Annotated in this window: 16 protein-coding genes; 4 read left to right on the forward strand and 12 right to left on the reverse strand. The window is 68.2% G+C overall.

The window, feature by feature from the left end; translation table 11 throughout:
• The first annotated feature begins 98 nt into the window (after nt 1-98).
• The gene (locus ABD260_RS27225; protein ID WP_344238085.1) at nt 99-449 is read left to right on the forward strand and encodes a DUF2000 family protein; all 351 of its coding nucleotides are present in this window, start codon (nt 99-101) and stop codon (nt 447-449) included.
• 171 nt (nt 450-620) lie between these two features.
• Here ABD260_RS27225 and ABD260_RS27230 read toward each other — a convergent pair whose 3' ends face one another.
• The 5 genes from ABD260_RS27230 to sdhC form a co-directional block, all read right to left on the reverse strand.
• Entirely contained in the window at nt 621-1,781 is a 1,161-nt protein-coding gene (locus tag ABD260_RS27230) for a WD40/YVTN/BNR-like repeat-containing protein (RefSeq protein ID WP_344237800.1), read from the reverse strand.
• An 88-nt stretch (nt 1,782-1,869) separates the two neighbouring features.
• Nucleotides 1,870-2,589, reverse strand: coding sequence for a succinate dehydrogenase iron-sulfur subunit (locus ABD260_RS27235; RefSeq protein ID WP_344237802.1), 720 nt, complete (start codon nt 2,587-2,589; stop codon nt 1,870-1,872).
• Nucleotides 2,589-4,343 carry a succinate dehydrogenase flavoprotein subunit gene (sdhA, locus tag ABD260_RS27240; RefSeq protein WP_344237804.1) on the reverse strand — a complete coding sequence of 585 codons (1,755 nt, stop codon included), beginning with the start codon at nt 4,341-4,343 and terminating at the stop codon, nt 2,589-2,591. The genes ABD260_RS27235 and sdhA overlap by 1 nt, the downstream gene beginning before the upstream one ends.
• An 8-nt stretch (nt 4,344-4,351) precedes the next feature.
• Nucleotides 4,352-4,825: a succinate dehydrogenase hydrophobic membrane anchor subunit gene (locus ABD260_RS27245; protein ID WP_344237806.1), complete on the reverse strand. Its 474-nt coding sequence runs from the start codon at nt 4,823-4,825 to the stop codon at nt 4,352-4,354.
• A gap of 1 nt (nt 4,826) precedes the next feature.
• Nucleotides 4,827-5,204 carry a succinate dehydrogenase, cytochrome b556 subunit gene (gene sdhC / locus ABD260_RS27250; protein ID WP_344237808.1) on the reverse strand — a complete coding sequence of 126 codons (378 nt, stop codon included), beginning with the start codon at nt 5,202-5,204 and terminating at the stop codon, nt 4,827-4,829.
• Nucleotides 5,205-5,428: 224 nt separating this feature from the next.
• Here sdhC and ABD260_RS27255 point away from each other — a divergent pair, with 224 nt between their 5' ends.
• The gene (locus ABD260_RS27255; protein WP_344237810.1) at nt 5,429-6,238 is read left to right on the forward strand and encodes an MBL fold metallo-hydrolase; all 810 of its coding nucleotides are present in this window, start codon (nt 5,429-5,431) and stop codon (nt 6,236-6,238) included.
• Between the two features lie 113 nt (nt 6,239-6,351).
• On the opposite strand, the gene ABD260_RS27260 is transcribed toward ABD260_RS27255, so the two are convergent.
• From ABD260_RS27260 to ABD260_RS27275, 4 genes are all read right to left on the reverse strand, one after another.
• Entirely contained in the window at nt 6,352-7,581 is a 1,230-nt protein-coding gene (locus ABD260_RS27260; protein ID WP_344237812.1) for a glycosyltransferase, read from the reverse strand.
• A gap of 49 nt (nt 7,582-7,630) precedes the next feature.
• On the reverse strand, nt 7,631-8,755 hold the full coding sequence (locus ABD260_RS27265) for a glycosyltransferase family 4 protein (protein ID WP_344237814.1): 1,125 nt from the start codon (nt 8,753-8,755) through the stop codon (nt 7,631-7,633).
• Nucleotides 8,756-8,911: 156 nt separating this feature from the next.
• The gene (locus tag ABD260_RS27270; protein ID WP_344237816.1) at nt 8,912-9,346 is read right to left on the reverse strand and encodes a type II toxin-antitoxin system VapC family toxin; all 435 of its coding nucleotides are present in this window, start codon (nt 9,344-9,346) and stop codon (nt 8,912-8,914) included.
• Nucleotides 9,333-9,563, reverse strand: a complete 231-nt coding sequence (locus ABD260_RS27275) for an AbrB/MazE/SpoVT family DNA-binding domain-containing protein (protein ID WP_344237818.1) — start codon at nt 9,561-9,563, stop codon at nt 9,333-9,335. Before ABD260_RS27275 ends, ABD260_RS27270 begins: the two co-directional genes overlap by 14 nt.
• A 136-nt stretch (nt 9,564-9,699) precedes the next feature.
• Here ABD260_RS27275 and ABD260_RS27280 point away from each other — a divergent pair, with 136 nt between their 5' ends.
• Nucleotides 9,700-11,274: an acyl-CoA mutase large subunit family protein gene (locus ABD260_RS27280; RefSeq protein WP_344237820.1), complete on the forward strand. Its 1,575-nt coding sequence runs from the start codon at nt 9,700-9,702 to the stop codon at nt 11,272-11,274.
• 7 nt (nt 11,275-11,281) lie between these two features.
• Here the strand turns inward: ABD260_RS27280 and ABD260_RS27285 are convergent, their stop codons facing one another.
• The 3 genes from ABD260_RS27285 to ABD260_RS27295 form a co-directional block, all read right to left on the reverse strand.
• Nucleotides 11,282-12,463, reverse strand: coding sequence for an amidohydrolase (locus ABD260_RS27285; RefSeq protein ID WP_344237822.1), 1,182 nt, complete (start codon nt 12,461-12,463; stop codon nt 11,282-11,284).
• A 40-nt stretch (nt 12,464-12,503) separates the two neighbouring features.
• The gene (locus ABD260_RS27290) at nt 12,504-12,851 is read right to left on the reverse strand and encodes a hypothetical protein (RefSeq protein WP_344237824.1); all 348 of its coding nucleotides are present in this window, start codon (nt 12,849-12,851) and stop codon (nt 12,504-12,506) included.
• Nucleotides 12,852-12,955: 104 nt separating this feature from the next.
• Nucleotides 12,956-13,492: a hypothetical protein gene (locus ABD260_RS27295; protein ID WP_344237826.1), complete on the reverse strand. Its 537-nt coding sequence runs from the start codon at nt 13,490-13,492 to the stop codon at nt 12,956-12,958.
• Nucleotides 13,493-13,794: 302 nt separating this feature from the next.
• On the opposite strand from ABD260_RS27295, the gene ABD260_RS27300 reads away from it, so the two are divergent.
• Nucleotides 13,795-14,883: a BMP family lipoprotein gene (locus tag ABD260_RS27300; RefSeq protein ID WP_344237828.1), complete on the forward strand. Its 1,089-nt coding sequence runs from the start codon at nt 13,795-13,797 to the stop codon at nt 14,881-14,883.
• Nucleotides 14,884-14,910: the final 27 nt, after the last annotated feature.

The raw sequence follows: 14,910 nt of genomic DNA on the forward strand, positions 1-14,910 counted from the left end.
CCCGACCAGCCCCCACCCCACCGCCGCCCGCCGCCCGCCCGTCCCCTGCTGCCCCGTCTCAGGGGTCAGCCCCTGAGCCGATGGGTTGACCCCCGAGAATCAGCCGGCCAAACCCACCAACTCAGGGGTCAGCCCCTCAAACGACGGCCACGCCAGGGCGGCCGTATGAGGACGCGGACGGTACGAGGTACCTGCCGATGTTCCGGCAGCCGGTGATGGTGTTCGCGGGGTCCAAGGAGTTTATGGCGACCGCGCACGAGCGGGCGCTGTCGCGGCAGATTGAGCACTCTGTTTTCACCCAGGACCTGTTCAGCACCGGCAACGATCGCGACAACCGCGCGGCCGTCAAAGCAGTCCGCACCGCCGACCTGGACCTGGTCGGGATCGCCTTCTACGGTCCGAAGAACGCCGTCGACAAGGTTCTCAAAGGCGCCGCGAAGCACCCCTGATCAGCGCCTGCTCACCGCGCCCTCGGCGCCTGCTCACCGCGCGCTCAGCGCCGCTCACCGCGCGCTCAGCGACTGCTCACCGAGCCTCAGCGCCTGCTCACCGTGCCCTCGGCGCCGCTCGCCGCGGCCTCGGCGTCTGCTCATCGGGCCGTCGGCGGCTGGGCGCCGGGTTCAGCGTGGTGCGAATTTGGTCCAGTTCGCGCCTTGGTCGGTGCTCAGGACGACCTCGGTGGTGCGGCGTTTCGGTACCTCGAAGCCGTACATCAGCTGGGCGTCGCCTTCGAGGTCGGCCAGGTCGCCGGGGTAGCCGCGGTCCAGGTTCGCGGCGCCGTCGCGGACCCGGTACAGCCGCGGCCGCTCGTTCGGGCGGCCGCCGAGCATCAGCGCGGTGCCGTCGTCGAACGCCAGCGGCGGGGTGTTCAGGGCCGGCGGCGGGTGGTCGACCGTACGCCAGCTCGCCCCGCGGTCGGTGGAGATCCGCATCGACGCGACCGTCTGTCCGTTGTCGCCGACCGTGACCGCGGTCATCACCAGCGTGCGCCCGTCCGGGCTGACCGCGAGCTGGCCGAGCTGGTTGTGGCTGTCCAACGCCCGCGAACCCCAGGTCTTGCCGCCGTCGTCGGTCCAGAGCACGTCCGTCCGGCCGATCCCGCTCAGCACCCAGCAGCGGCTGGTCTGGTCGCAGATCGGCGACCGGGTACCGCGGGTGTCGAGCATCCGCACCGACGACTCGTGCGGGTTCACGACCACGATCCGGCCCGGCACGATCCGGTCGGAGAGGATCTCGCCGCGCTGGAAGGTCGACGTGGACAGCCGGTACCGCAGCCGGGTCAGCAGCGGGCCGTCGTACGTGAGCTGGTACATCATCGTGGTGTCGCCGGTCAGCGTGCCTTCGCGCGGCGGCGCGATCGCGATCGCCTCGTTGCCGGACTTCAGCGTCACGTACGGGACCGGCCACTCCGGGGAGGTCGCGCGGGCGCCGTCACGGTCGATCACCGCGGCGTACTTGCAGTTCGGCCCGCTGGTGCAGTCGGACCAGCCGGCCGCCCAGCGGTTCCGGGTCACCATCGTGATCGACAGCACCTGCGCCCGGGACGCGTTCACCACGGCGGTCCCGGGCCGCCCGGCCGCGGCCGGCGAGATCACCACCGGGTCGGCAACGGCCTCGCCCCGGTGCCCGGTCGCGGTCAGGACCGCGAGCACCAGGGACGCGATCACGGCCAGCACCCCGAGGACGAGCAGCGGGGGCATGCTGCGGGGGAGGCCGCAGCGCGCCAGCAGGTCCACCAGCCGGCGGTATCCACGGTCGAGGACCTCACGCAGGCGCTGCACGTTCACCCCCCGGGGTCAGATCGGTCCCCGGCGAGGGCAGGGATCAGGTCGGCGGGAGAATCTTATCCGGCGCGAGGCCCAGCCGAGGTCACACCCGGCGGAAGATCAGCGCCCGCTTGACTTCCTGGATCGCCTTCGTCACCTCGATGCCGCGCGGGCAGGCGTCGGTGCAGTTGAAGGTGGTCCGGCAGCGCCAGACACCTTCCTTGTCGTTCAGGATCTCCAGCCGCTGCTCGGTGCCCTCGTCCCGGCTGTCGAAGATGAACCGGTGCGCGCCGACGATCGCCTGCGGGCCGAAGTACTGCCCGTCGGACCAGAACACCGGGCAGGACGTCGTACACGCCGCGCACAGGATGCACTTGGTGGTGTCGTCGAAGCGGTCCCGGTCCTCCTGGGACTGGATCCGCTCCCGGGTCGGCTCGTGCCCGGAGGTGACCAGGAACGGCATCACCGCCCGGTACGCGTCGAAGAACGGCTCCATGTCGACGACCAGGTCCTTCAGCACCGGCAGGCCCTTGATCGGCTCGACGGTGATTTCCTTCTCCGGGTTCAGGTCCTTGATCAGCGTCTTGCAGGCCAGCCGGTTCCGGCCGTTGATCCGCATCGCGTCCGAACCGCAGACACCGTGCGCGCAGGACCGCCGGAAGGTCAGCGTGCCGTCCTGTTCCCACTTGACCTTGTGCAGCGCGTCCAGCACCCGGTCGGTCGGCTGCAGCGTGACCGAGTACGTCTTCCACTCGGCATCAACAGAATGCTCAGCGTCGACGGCCTCGGGGTTGTACCGCAGGATCTTGACCTTGACGTCCATCAGTACTTGCGCTCCATCGGCTTGTAGCGAGTCTGTACGACGGGTTTGTAGTCGAGCCGGATGCTGACAGTTTCCGTACCGTCCTCGGCAACTGAGACTTCCCGGTACGCCATCGTGTGCCGCATGAAGTTCACGTCGTCGCGCTTGTCGTAGTCCTCGCGGAAGTGCCCGCCGCGGGACTCCTTGCGGGCCAGCGCGCCCGCCACCAGCACCTCGGCCAGGTCGAGCAGGAAGCCGAGCTCGACGGCCTCGAGCAGATCGGTGTTGAACCGCTTGCCCTTGTCCTGGACGGCCACGTTCGCGAAGCGCTTCTTCAGCGCCTCGAGATCGGTCAGCGCCTGCTTCAGCGAGCCCTCGGTCCGGTACACCTGCGCGTTCAGGTCCATCGTCGCCTGCAGGTCGGACCGGATCGCCGCGATCCGCTCCTCGCCGGTGGAGTTGCGCAGCCCCTCGACCAGGTCGACGACGTACTGCTCCGGGTTCTCCGGGAGCTCCTCGAAGGACGCGGTGGCGGCGTACTCGGCGGCGGCGATGCCCGCGCGCCGGCCGAACACGTTGATGTCCAGCAGCGAGTTCGTCCCCAGCCGGTTCGCGCCGTGCACGGACACGCAGGCGACCTCACCGGCGGCGTACAGGCCGGGGATGATGTCGTCGTTGGTGGCCAGCGCCTCGCCCTTGATGTTGGTCGGGATGCCACCCATCGCGTAGTGCGCGGTCGGGAACACCGGGATCTGCTCGGTGTACGGCTCCACCCCGAGGTACGTGCGGGCGAACTCGGTGATGTCCGGCAGCTTGGCGTCGATGTGCGCCGGCTCCAGGTGGGTCAGGTCGAGCATCACGTACGCGCCGTCCGGGCCGCAGCCACGGCCTTCGCGGACCTCGTTCGCCATCGCGCGGGCGACCATGTCCCGCGGCGCCAGGTCCTTCACGGTCGGCGCGTACCGCTCCATGAACCGCTCGTTGTCCTTGTTCCGCAGGATGCCGCCCTCACCACGGGCCGCCTCCGACAGCAGCACGCCGAGCCCGGCCAGACCGGTCGGGTGGAACTGGAAGAACTCCATGTCCTCCAGCGGCAGGCCCTTGCGCCAGACGATGCCCATGCCGTCACCGGTCAGCGTGTGCGCGTTCGAGGTGGTACGGAACACCTTGCCGAAGCCACCGGACGCGAAGATCACCGACTTCGCCGAGAACACGTGCAGCTCACCGGTGGCCAGCTCGTACGCGACCACGCCGCTGGCCTTGCCGTCGGTCATCAACAGGTCGAGAACGTAGTACTCGTTGAAGAATTCGACGTTCTGCTTGATGCACTGCTGGTACAGCGTCTGCAGGATCATGTGACCGGTACGGTCGGCCGCGAAGCAGGAGCGGCGGACGACCGCCTCGCCGTGGTTGCGGGTGTGCCCACCGAAGAACCGCTGGTCGATCTTGCCCTCGGCGGTCCGGTTGAACGGCAGGCCCATCTTCTCCAGGTCGAGAACCGCGTCCACGGCCTCCTTGCACATCACCTCGGCCGCGTCCTGGTCGACCAGGAAGTCACCACCCTTGACCGTGTCGAAGGTGTGCCACTCCCAGTTGTCCTCCTCGACGTTCGCCAGCGCGGCGCACATCCCACCCTGGGCGGCGCCGGTGTGCGAGCGGGTCGGGTAGAGCTTGGTGAGCACGGCGGTACGGGTCCGCTTGCTGGATTCGAGCGCGGCGCGCATACCCGCTCCGCCCGCGCCGACGATGATTACGTCGTACTGATGGACCTGCATGACGTCCTTTATTTGTTGGTGCAGACCGGCAACGTGGAGTTGGGGTCGAGGCAGGGGTCGAAGGTGAAGATCACCAGGGTGCCGAGGACGACGATCACGACCGCGGCCGTGATCAGCAGCGCCTTCAGCCAGAACCGGGTCTGGTCCTTCTCGGCGTAGTCGTTGATGACCGTGCGCAGCCCGTTGCTGCCGTGCAGCATCGCCAGCCAGAGCATCAGCAGGTCCCAGACCTGCCAGAGCGGGTTGGCCCACTTGCCGGCCACGAAACCGAAGTCCAGCGCGGTGATCCCGCCGCCGAGCATCAGGTTCACGAACAGGTGCCCGAGCACCAGGATCACCAGGGCGAGCCCGGACAGCCGCATGAACAGCCAGCTGTACAGCTCGAAGTTGGTCTGGCCGGACCGGTTCCGGCCACCGCCCTTGAGCTTGCGGCCGCGGCTGCTGGACCGGGGCGCGGCGATCGCGGGGGTGTTGTCTGGCATCTCAGCCTCCGAACACGTGGGTCAGATGCCGGATGACGAACGGCACGAACAGCACCACCCAGAGCACGCCGACACCGATCATCAGCTGCCGCTGGTAGCGCGGGCCCTTGGCCCAGAAGTCCACCAGGATCAGCCGGATGCCGTTGAACGCGTGGAACAGGATCGCCGCCACCAGCCCGACCTCGAGCAGGCCGACGACCGGGTTCTTGTAGGTGCCGATGACCTCGTTGTACGCGTGCGGCGAGACCCGGACCAGTGCGGTGTCCAGCACGTGCACCAGCAGGAAGAAGAAGATCCCCACACCGGTGATCCGGTGCGCGACCCATGACCACATGCCCTCCCGGCCGCGGTAGAGCGTACCGGCTGGTTTGCTGGGCAAACCGATCCTCCGATCGGGGTTCCGAACCTGGCGGACACCAGGCCGATTCGATGCTAGTCCCGCCACCGCCCCGGAATTGTCCTGACAGGTGTGAGATCGGTCGCGTCGGTGGCCCATCGGCCCGGCCCCGGAGTGGCCCTCGACGGGGTGCCCTTCGATGCCCTTGACTTCAACTGAGCTTGAACGGAAACACTGGCGAGCAGCCGAACGACAGGAGAACTACGGTGAGTTTCTGGATCTGTGCGACCTGCGCGGTCGAGCACGCCGAGCAGGTCGAGGTGTGCGCGATCTGCGCCGACGAACGGCAGTGGGTGCCCGCCGACGGTCAGCACTGGACCACCCTCGACGAGCTGGCCGGCACCGAGGTGACCATCGACGAGGTGGAGCCCGGCCTGTACGGCCTGCGCTCGAAGCCGCCGATCGGGATCGGGCAGCAGTCGATGCTGGTGACAACGACCGCTGGCAACCTGCTCTGGGATCCGATCGGGTACGTGGACGACGACGCCGTCCGCCGGGTGCGTGAACTCGGCGAGGTGGTGGCGATCATCGCCAGTCATCCGCATATGTACGGGGTGCAGGTCGAGTGGAGTCGTCTGCTCGGGGATGTGCCGGTGTACGTCGCGGAGGCCGATCAGGAGTGGGTGGCGCGGCCGGACGCGGCGATTCGTACCTGGTCCGGTGAGTTGAAGCCGCTACCGGGCGTGACGGTTGTTCAACCGGGCGGTCATTTTCCGGGGAGTGCGGTGGTGCACTGGGCGGATGGTGCCGAGGGCAAGGGAGTGATCTTGTCGGGCGACACGATCTTCGCGAACCCGGACCGGACGTCGGTCAGCTTCATGCGCAGCTACCCGAACCGGATCCCGCTCTCCGGCGCTGTTGTCGATCGGGTTGCCCGGTCGCTGGATCCGTTCGAGTACGACCGGCTGTACAACAACTTCGGCGCCTCGATCCCGGTCGACGCCAAGGCAGTGGTCCGCAGCTCCGCCGACCGGCACGCCGCCTGGGTCCGGGGGGATTACGACCATTTGACGTGAGGGGGCGGCTAACGACAGGAGGTAGTGCTGGATTGCTGGGCTTGCGGTGTCGCGCTGAGCGTGAAATCCGGCTCAGCGGGCGACTACCTCCTGTCGTTAGGCGACCAGGACAGTCAGGCGGCTAGGCGGGCGTGAGCCAGGCGGTGGTGGAGGGCTAGGAGGCGGTTGGTGCAGGTTTGCCAGGTGTAGAGCTCGGCTCGGCGGCGGGCGGCGGCTCGGCGGTGGGGGAGCTCGGCCAGGGCCAGGACGGCATCCGCCAGGTCAGCGGGGTTGGCGGGGGCCCAGCGGCCGCAGGTTTCGTCGACCAGTTCGCGGGCGCCGCCGGTGTTCGCGGTGACGACCGGCGTGCCGGCCGCCAGCGCTTCCAGAACCGCCAGCCCGAAGGTTTCGCCGGGGCAGACGGACAGCGCGATGTCCGCCTCGGCGAGCCGGGTCGCGAGCGTTTGCCGGCCGTCGACGTACCCGTGGAACGTCACCGGCGCATCACCGGCGATCTCCACCAGTTCGTCCAGGTGCGGACCCGTCCCGTACACATCCAGCCGCAGCTTCACACCCCGCCGGTGCAGTTCGGCGGCAGTGGCGACGGCGAGGTGCGGGCTCTTCTCCCGGGACAGTCGCCCGGCGTGCACAAGTTTCAGTACGCCGTCATCGGCCGGCGTACCGAGCGACGGGTGGAAGGTCTCCAGATCGACCCCAAGCGGAATCCGTACCAGCGGGGTCGTCACCTCGTCGAACTCGGCCGCCGCGTACCGCGAGGTCACCACCACCGCGTCGTACGTCCGCCCGAGGATCTTGTACAACGCGGCCACCGTGGCGACCATCCCGAGCTGGCTGTACTTCACGCCGTCGGAGCCCCACCACAACGTCCGCAGGCTGCTGTCGCCCGCCCGTTGCGTGACCGCGCCGAGCATCCGGCCCGGCCGGAGCACGTCGTTCCCGCCGAGCTGACCCGGACGGGCCGCGCCGAGCGCGAGCATCGCGTCCAGCCGTTCGTGGCTGAACAGTACGGTGCCGATGTCGTTCCGCCGGGCCCAGCGCGCGACCGGGAGCAGGGTCGACTTGTCGGAGATCTCGACCGTGGTCGGCTGGAACTTCTTCAGCAGGTCGATCACGGTCCAGGGCGTGGTGATCAGCCGGTACCCGCCACTCACCTTGGGCGCCTTCACCCGCACGATCGTGCCGAACTCGGTCTCGACCACGACGTCCTTCTCGCCCGGCGTGATCACGATCCGCTCGGCGCCCGCCTCGACGTACCCACGCCCGACATGCTCGATCGCGGTCCGCATCCCGCCGGACGTCGGCCCGACGAAGTTCGCCAACTGCGCGATCCGCAACCCGTTCATCGGCGTCCCCGCGGCGCCGCGCTGGTGCGGCTCGTGTCGCTCGGCCGGCTCATGCGACCCGCCGGACGGTGGCGGCTTCGCGGAGCACTTCGGCGTAGTGCCGGTCGACCAGGTCGTCGACGACCGCCGGCCACGTACGCGACTGAACCCGCCGCAGCCCACTCGCCGCCATCCGGCCGCGGGCGGTCGGATGATCCAGCAGCGTCTTGACCGCGGCACGCAACGACCCGGGCTTGCCGGGCTCGAACAGCAAGCCGTTCTCACCCGGATGAATCAGATCGAGCGGCCCACCCGCCGCCGGCCCAACCGTCGCGACCCCCGACGCCTGCGCTTCCTGAATGGTCTGGCAGAACGTCTCGTGTTCACCTGTGTGCACGAAAACGTCAAGCCCGGCGAAGATCGACGCCAGGTCGGCCCCACGGCGCATCCCGAGAAAGGTTGCCGTCGGCAACGCATGCTCCAGCGCGGCCCGATCCGGCCCGTCCCCGACGACCACGATCCGGCAGTCCAAGTCAGTCAGTTCAGCCAGCCGGCGAACCTTCTTCTCGGCCGCGAGCCGTCCCACGTACCCGACGATCGGCCGCCCGTCCGGCGAAATCTCCCGCCGCCACTGCTCGTCCCGATGCTTCGGATCGAACAGTTCGAGGTTCACGCCACGTCCCCACAAATGCACCCGCGGCACGCCCCGCTGCACCAGCGCGCCGACGGCCGCGGACGACGGAGCGAGGGTCCGATCGGCGCGGGAGTGCGTGCGCGTCACCCAGCGCCAGATCCCGCGATCCGCGGCCGCGTACCACGGGTACTGCCGCGCGAACCCGGCGATGTCGGTCTGGAAGATCGCCACCGTCGGTACGCCGAGCCGGCGCGCGGCGCGCAGCCCGTACGCCCCGATGATGAACGGTGACGCGAGATGCACCAGGTCCGGGCGGAAGTCGGCCATCGCCCGCTCGATCGACGGATCCGGCAGGCCGACCGGGTACTCCTTGTACCCCGGTGTGCGGAAACTGCGGGCCCGGATCACCTGGACGTCGCCGTAGCTGTCCGGCCCGGGCCCGGGGGCGATGATCAGCAACTCGTGCCTGCGGGCACGCAGCCGGTCGGCGACGTGGCGAGCCGTGTTCGCCACGCCATTGATCTGCGGCAGGAAAGTCTCGGCCACCATCACGATTCGCACACTCCGAAGGTTCCTCACCAAGCGTGAACCCTCGGCGACACTCCCATGACCCCACGTCGATCCCCTGTCGACACCTGCAAAACATTGAAGTGTCCTTCAGGTAGCCACCGAGCGGCGTTTGGTCGCCGGACGCGAACCTGGGGGATCAGCACAGGGTCAAGGCGCGATGACCGGAACGCTGGGGAAGTACGTCAGGTAGCGGTTGGCATCGCGGGTGAGGAGGCGGTGACCGGCGATCGCGGCGTGGGCGCCGATGTAGAAGTCAGCGATCGGTGACCGGCGGGTTCCGCCCCGCCGGCGGTAGCTGACGTAGGCCTTCCCGGCGAGGAACCCGGCCTCGAACGGCAGCGGCTCACGCTGCAACTCGGCTTCGGCAAGCACCTCGTCCAGTTCCTCGATGGAGCCGAAGTCGACCGACACCTCCGCGTACACGATCGGGTTGATCACCAGCGGCCCCTCGTCGCCCGCGCGGGCGAGGGCGTCCTCCGACCAGTCCGCCCACTTCGGATCGTCGGTGGTCAGGTCGAGCAGGACGCAGGCGTCGACGAGTGTCGTCGGCGGCCGGACCAGGGTGAGATCAGTCTTCGCCACGGAGCAGGTCCATGATCTCGTCGGTGCTCATCCCGCTGCTGCCACGGCCGCGCAACCGGCTCGCGGCCCGGCGGCCGTGGGACCGGTTGGACTTTGCCCGGACCAGCTGCACGGCGCTCCCGCGGACGACGAACTCCACCTCGTCGCCTTCGTGCAGCCCGAGGTGCTCGCGGATCTCCACCGGCACGGTCAGCTGACCCTTCGGTCGCAGTTTCATGGCACCTCCCGAGTAGGAATCCAACTGGTAGGAATCCTACCCGCCGGCCGGAGCTCGTGCGCGGCGGCGGTAGAGGTGCTGGATGTCACCTGGTGGTGCGTACCAGTGGGGGTGTGGTTCGGATTACCGTGGGGAGATGGGTCATCGCAGTGAGTCGGGGTTCGAGGTTTTGCCGGTGTACGGGCCGTTGGACGGGTTCGATCCGGCGGCGAAGCTCGGTGCGCCGGGGGAGTTTCCGTACACCCGGGGCGTCTACCCGACCATGTACACCCAGCGGCCGTGGACGATGCGGCAGTACGCCGGGTTCGGGACCGCGGCCGAGTCGAACCAGCGGTATCACCAGCTGATCGACCACGGCACGATGGGTTTGTCGGTCGCGTTCGACCTGCCGACCCAGATGGGGTACGACTCCGACGCCCCGATCGCGCACGGTGAGGTCGGGAAGGTCGGTGTCGCGATCGACTCGATCGACGACATGCGGGTGCTGTTCGACAAGATCCCGCTGGACCAGGTGTCGACGTCGATGACGATCAACGCGCCGGGTTCGGTGCTGCTCCTGCTGTACCAACTGGTCGCCGAAGAGCAGGGCGTGTCCGGCGACAAGCTCACCGGCACGATCCAGAACGACGTGCTGAAGGAGTACATCGCCCGCGGTACGTACATCTATCCGCCGAAGGAATCACTGCGGCTGATCAGCGACATCTTCGCGTACTGCAAGGCCGAACTGCCGCGCTGGAACACGATCTCGATTTCCGGGTACCACATGGCCGAGGCCGGTGCGACGCCCGCGCAGGAGATCGCGTTCACGCTGGCGAACGGGATCGAGTACGTGCGGGCGGCGATCGCGTCCGGGCTGGACGTGGACGAGTTCGCGCCGCGGTTGTCGTTCTTCTTCGTCGCGCGCACCACGCTGCTGGAGGAGGTGGCGAAGTTCCGCGCCGCGCGGCGGATCTGGGCGCGGGTGATGCGGGACGAGTTCGGCGCGAAGAACCCGAAGTCGCTGATGCTCCGCTTCCACACCCAGACCGCCGGCGTCCAGCTCACCGCACAGCAGCCCGAAGTGAACCTGGTACGCGTCGCGGTGCAGGGCCTGGCCGCCGTCCTCGGTGGAACCCAGTCGCTGCACACGAACTCGTACGACGAGGCGATCGCGCTTCCGACCGAGAAGGCGGCGCGGCTGGCCCTTCGTACGCAGCAGGTGCTCGCGTACGAGACGGATGTGACGGCGACGGTGGATCCGTTCGCCGGGTCGTATGTGGTGGAGGCGCTGACCGACGAGGTCGAGGCCGCCACGCTCGAGTTGATGGAGCAGGTCGAGGAGTACGGCGGTGCGGTCGCCGCGATCGAGCAGGGCTTCCAGAAACAGGAGATCGAGCGGTCCGCGTACCGCATCGCGCAGCAGATCGACACGGCCGAACGGGTTGTCGTCGGCATGAACAAGTTCAAGATCTCCGACGAGGAACCGTACGAGCCGCTCCGCGTCGACCCGGCCATCGAGGCCCAGCAAACCGCCCGCCTGGCCACCCTCCGCAGCACCCGCAACCAGGCCGCCGTCGACGAGGCCCTGGCCGCCCTGAAAAAGGCTGCCCAAGGCACCGACAACTGCCTCTACCCGATGAAACAGGCCCTGAAAGCCCAGGCCACGGTAGGCGAAGTCTGCGACACCCTCCGCGAAGTCTGGGGCGCCTACGTCCCCGCCGACACCTTCTGATCCGGACCTAATCCAGGAGGGCGGTCGAGGTCAGGAGGGTGGTGGCTACGGTGATGGCTTCTTCGGAGGGGTTGAAGGTGGGGGTGTGGAGGTCGCCGGTGGTGTCCAGGGTGGGGGGCCGGACGCCTAGGCGGGCCATGGCGCCGGGGACGTGTTCGAGGTACCAGGCGAAGTCTTCGCCGCCGAGGCTCTGATCGGTGGGGGCGACGGCGCTGGAACCCAGTGTCTGGTGGACGGCGTTCTGGAGGACGGCGATCGCGGTGGCGTCGTTCATCACGGGAGGTACGCCGTGGGTGACCTCCGTGTCGACCTCCACGCCGTACGGGCGGGTGATCTGCTCGGCCAGCGCGGGGATGAGCTCCTCGGCGAGGCGCCAGGCGTTCACATCGAGGCAGCGGAGCGTACCTTCGGCCTCGCCCCGGGACGGGATCGCGTTTGCGGCGGAGCCTGACGTGATGCGACCCCAGACCAGCGACATGCCCGCGCGCGGATCGACGCGCCGGGACAGCGCGGCCGGCAACTGAGAGACCAGCGTCGCCAGCGCGTACACCAGATCAGCAGTCAAATGCGGCCGGGACGTGTGCCCGCCAGGTCCGGTCAGATACACCAGAAGCTTGTCAGCAGCGGCAGTCAGCGCGCCGACCCGCAGACCGACCTGCCCGACCTGCAGCCGCGGGTCGCAGTGCACGCCATAGATCCGGCGTACGCCGTCGAGCCCGCCCGCCGCGATCACGCCGAGCGCACCGCCGGGCATCACCTCCTCGGCCGGCTGGAAGATCAACCGCACCCGCCGGTCCAGCTGCCCGTCACGCGCCATCCCGGCCAGTACCAGCCCGGTGCCCAGCAGCGCCGAGGTGTGTACGTCGTGACCGCACGCGTGCGCGACACCGTCGATCGTCGACTGCCAAGGCTCCACCACACCATCCGGCACCGGCAGGGCGTCGATGTCCGCCCGGAGCGCGACGCAGGTGTCACCCGATCCGATGTCGCAGATCAGCCCGGTACCGGTCGGGAGCACCCGCGGCGACAGTCCGGCTTCGACCAGGCGCTTCTCCAGCAGCGCGGTCGTGCGTACCTCATGCCACCCGAGCTCCGGGTGCGCATGCAGGTCGCGCCGTACGTCGACCATCTCCTCGCGTACTGCCTCGACGCGCGCCAGCACGTCCGCGACCAGTAACTGGTGAGTCATCCCGCGATTGTGGCAGACGGTGAATTTCAGGCCGAAAGCACTATTTCGCCGGCTGCTTTTCCTTCGCCACGATGAATGTCCAGTGCGTTCCCGGTGTCGTTGTCAGCCGCAACGAGGTGGCCTTGGACTCGGTCAGCATCCGGAGCCGGGCCGGTACGCCGTCGCAGCTCACGTCCCAGGGATCGCTGCCCGTGACCTCGACATGCAGACCCGCGCCCCGGCACCGTGCGTACAGAACGTAATCGGGTCCGAAGGAGCCGGCGATCGGCGCCTTGAGCGAGCTCTGGCCACTGCGTGTGACGACGGCAACATCGGTCGGCAGCGTCGTCAGCGAGACGTCACCCGCGGAACCCCCGGCGTCAGGCCCAGAGGAAGTCGGCTCAACCACAGGGGTCGACGGTGTACTCGCCGCGGTGCCGGAGCCCTGCCCGCACCCGGCCGCGAGGGCGAGCACGGCAACCGCCGCGCCCACCCCCAAGACCGAGGGCCGGCTCAGTAGATCAGCCACTGGGCCCGGCTCGGTGCGTGCGCGGTCCAGGACTGCCGGATCGTGCCGGCGCCGCCGCCGTAGTACGAGAGGGTGCTGTGGCCGCGGACGTTCTCCTGGTAGATGCCGCGGTCGCAGTACACGGTGTCCTTCGCCTTGACGGTGAAGTTTGCCGAGGTCACGTACCCGGTGGCCATCGAGGTCTGTACGTTCGCGGTCACCGACGCCTCGACGCTGGCGAAGATCGCGGCCTTGACCTCGGCCTTCACGCCGACGCTGACGCCCCAGGTGACGGTCTTGCTGACCGAGGCCTGGCAGGACGCCGTGATCGGGTAGTTCCGCAGGTTGCGGACCGAGTCGCGGTAGCCGGCCGTGAACGAGACCGGGATGCGCTTGTCGATCGTGCTGCAGGCGCGCCAGTTGTAGCCCGACTTGCAGGAGGTCGCGGCCGAGGCGGTCGGCGCCTGGACGACGCTCAGGCCGACGACGGCGAGGGTGGCAGTCAGGCCGGCGGCACCGGCCTTGATCAAACGTGAACTCATCCGAACTCCCCCGTACAGGTTGTCCCGGTGGCCGGAGCCACTCGAGATGGTTGCTGAGAGTCACAACATAGGTCGCCGTCCGCGAGCAGGTCGATGCCTTCTGCAACAACCTGCAATGTGGCCTATCACACACCGAAGTTGACTCGTCACCGAAAGTCGATCGGCCGGAGTGGCTGGTCACTATCAGGTATCGGGGTCGCCGCGCAGTTCTGCGAATGCGTCCGGACGCTTATAGTCTGCGGATGCGGTACGCGGGAATCCGGCGTGTCGCGAAAAGATTTCCGGGACTAAGGAGACCTCCGGTGAAGAAGTACCTGCGGGGAGTGGCAGTTGCGGGCGTCCTCACGCTCGCCGTTGCCGCATGCGGTAGCAAGCCGACGACCAGCGACAACGCCGGCGGCGCCAAGAAGGACTTCAAGGCGTGCATGGTCTCCGACTCCGGAGGTTTCGACGACAAGTCCTTCAACCAGACCTCGTACAAGGGGATGCAGGACGCCGTCAAGGCGCTGAACATCAACGAGGCGAAGGTCGAGTCGAAGTCGGACAACGACTACCCGACCAACATGACCGCGATGGTGTCGCAGAAGTGCAACATCATCGTCGGGGTCGGCTTCAAGCTGAACGACTCCACCTACAAGGCGGCCGCGGCCAACGCCGGGATCAAGTTCGCCCTGGTCGACCCGGGTGACCTGGCCACGCTGCCGAAGGCGGCCAACGTCAAGCCGCTGGCCTTCAACACCGCCCAGTCCAGCTACCTGGCCGGCTACCTGGCCGCCGGGATGTCGAAGAGCGGCAAGGTCGGTACGTTCGGCGGCGTGCAGATCCCGACCGTGACCATCTTCATGGACGGTTTCGCCGAGGGCGTCAAGCACTACAACGAGGCAAAGGGCAAGAACGTCCAGGTCCTCGGCTGGGACGAGAACACCCAGAAGGGCCTGTTCGCGGGCGGCTTCGAGGACAAGGCGAAGGGCCAGACCACCGCGCAGAACCTGGTCACCCAGGGCGCGGACATCCTGTTCCCGGTGGCCGGCCCGGCCGGTCTCGGCGCGCTCCAGGCGGCCAAGGCCAGCAGCGGCAAGGTGAACGCGATCTGGGTGGACACCGACGGCTGCGTCAGCGCGGCGGAGTACTGCAGCGTGCTGCTGTCCAGCGTCTTCAAGGGCATGGACGTCGCGGTCCAGGACGTCATCACGGCGACGGTCGACAACAAGTTCGACCCGACCGCGTACGTCGGAACCCTGCAGAACAACGGCACCGGCCTGTCGCCGTACCACGAGTTCGACAGCAAGATCCCGGCCGACCTGAAGTCGGAGATCGACCAGCTGAAGAAGGACATCGTGGACGGCAAGATCACCATCGCGTCGAAGGCTCAGCCGAAGAGCGCGTCCTGATCCACCGCGGTACCGAACAAGGAGTAC

Source organism: Kribbella hippodromi (assembly GCF_039531045.1).
In the GTDB taxonomy this organism is placed as follows: Bacteria; Actinomycetota; Actinomycetes; order Propionibacteriales; family Kribbellaceae; genus Kribbella; species Kribbella hippodromi.

Bases quoted from the DNA above. Each gene is read 5' to 3' on its own strand.
- ABD260_RS27235 (WP_344237802.1), bottom strand. From the start codon at position 2,589: ATGGACGTCAAGGTCAAGATCCTGCGGTACAACCCCGAGGCCGTCGAC.
- sdhA (WP_344237804.1), bottom strand. From the start codon at position 4,343: ATGCAGGTCCATCAGTACGACGTAATCATCGTCGGCGCGGGCGGAGCG.
- ABD260_RS27245 (WP_344237806.1), bottom strand. From the start codon at position 4,825: ATGCCAGACAACACCCCCGCGATCGCCGCGCCCCGGTCCAGCAGCCGC.
- ABD260_RS27260 (WP_344237812.1), bottom strand. From the start codon at position 7,581: ATGAACGGGTTGCGGATCGCGCAGTTGGCGAACTTCGTCGGGCCGACG.
- ABD260_RS27275 (WP_344237818.1), bottom strand. From the start codon at position 9,563: ATGAAACTGCGACCGAAGGGTCAGCTGACCGTGCCGGTGGAGATCCGC.
- ABD260_RS27280 (WP_344237820.1), top strand. From the start codon at position 9,700: ATGGGTCATCGCAGTGAGTCGGGGTTCGAGGTTTTGCCGGTGTACGGG.
- ABD260_RS27285 (WP_344237822.1), bottom strand. From the start codon at position 12,463: ATGACTCACCAGTTACTGGTCGCGGACGTGCTGGCGCGCGTCGAGGCA.
- ABD260_RS27295 (WP_344237826.1), bottom strand. From the start codon at position 13,492: ATGAGTTCACGTTTGATCAAGGCCGGTGCCGCCGGCCTGACTGCCACC.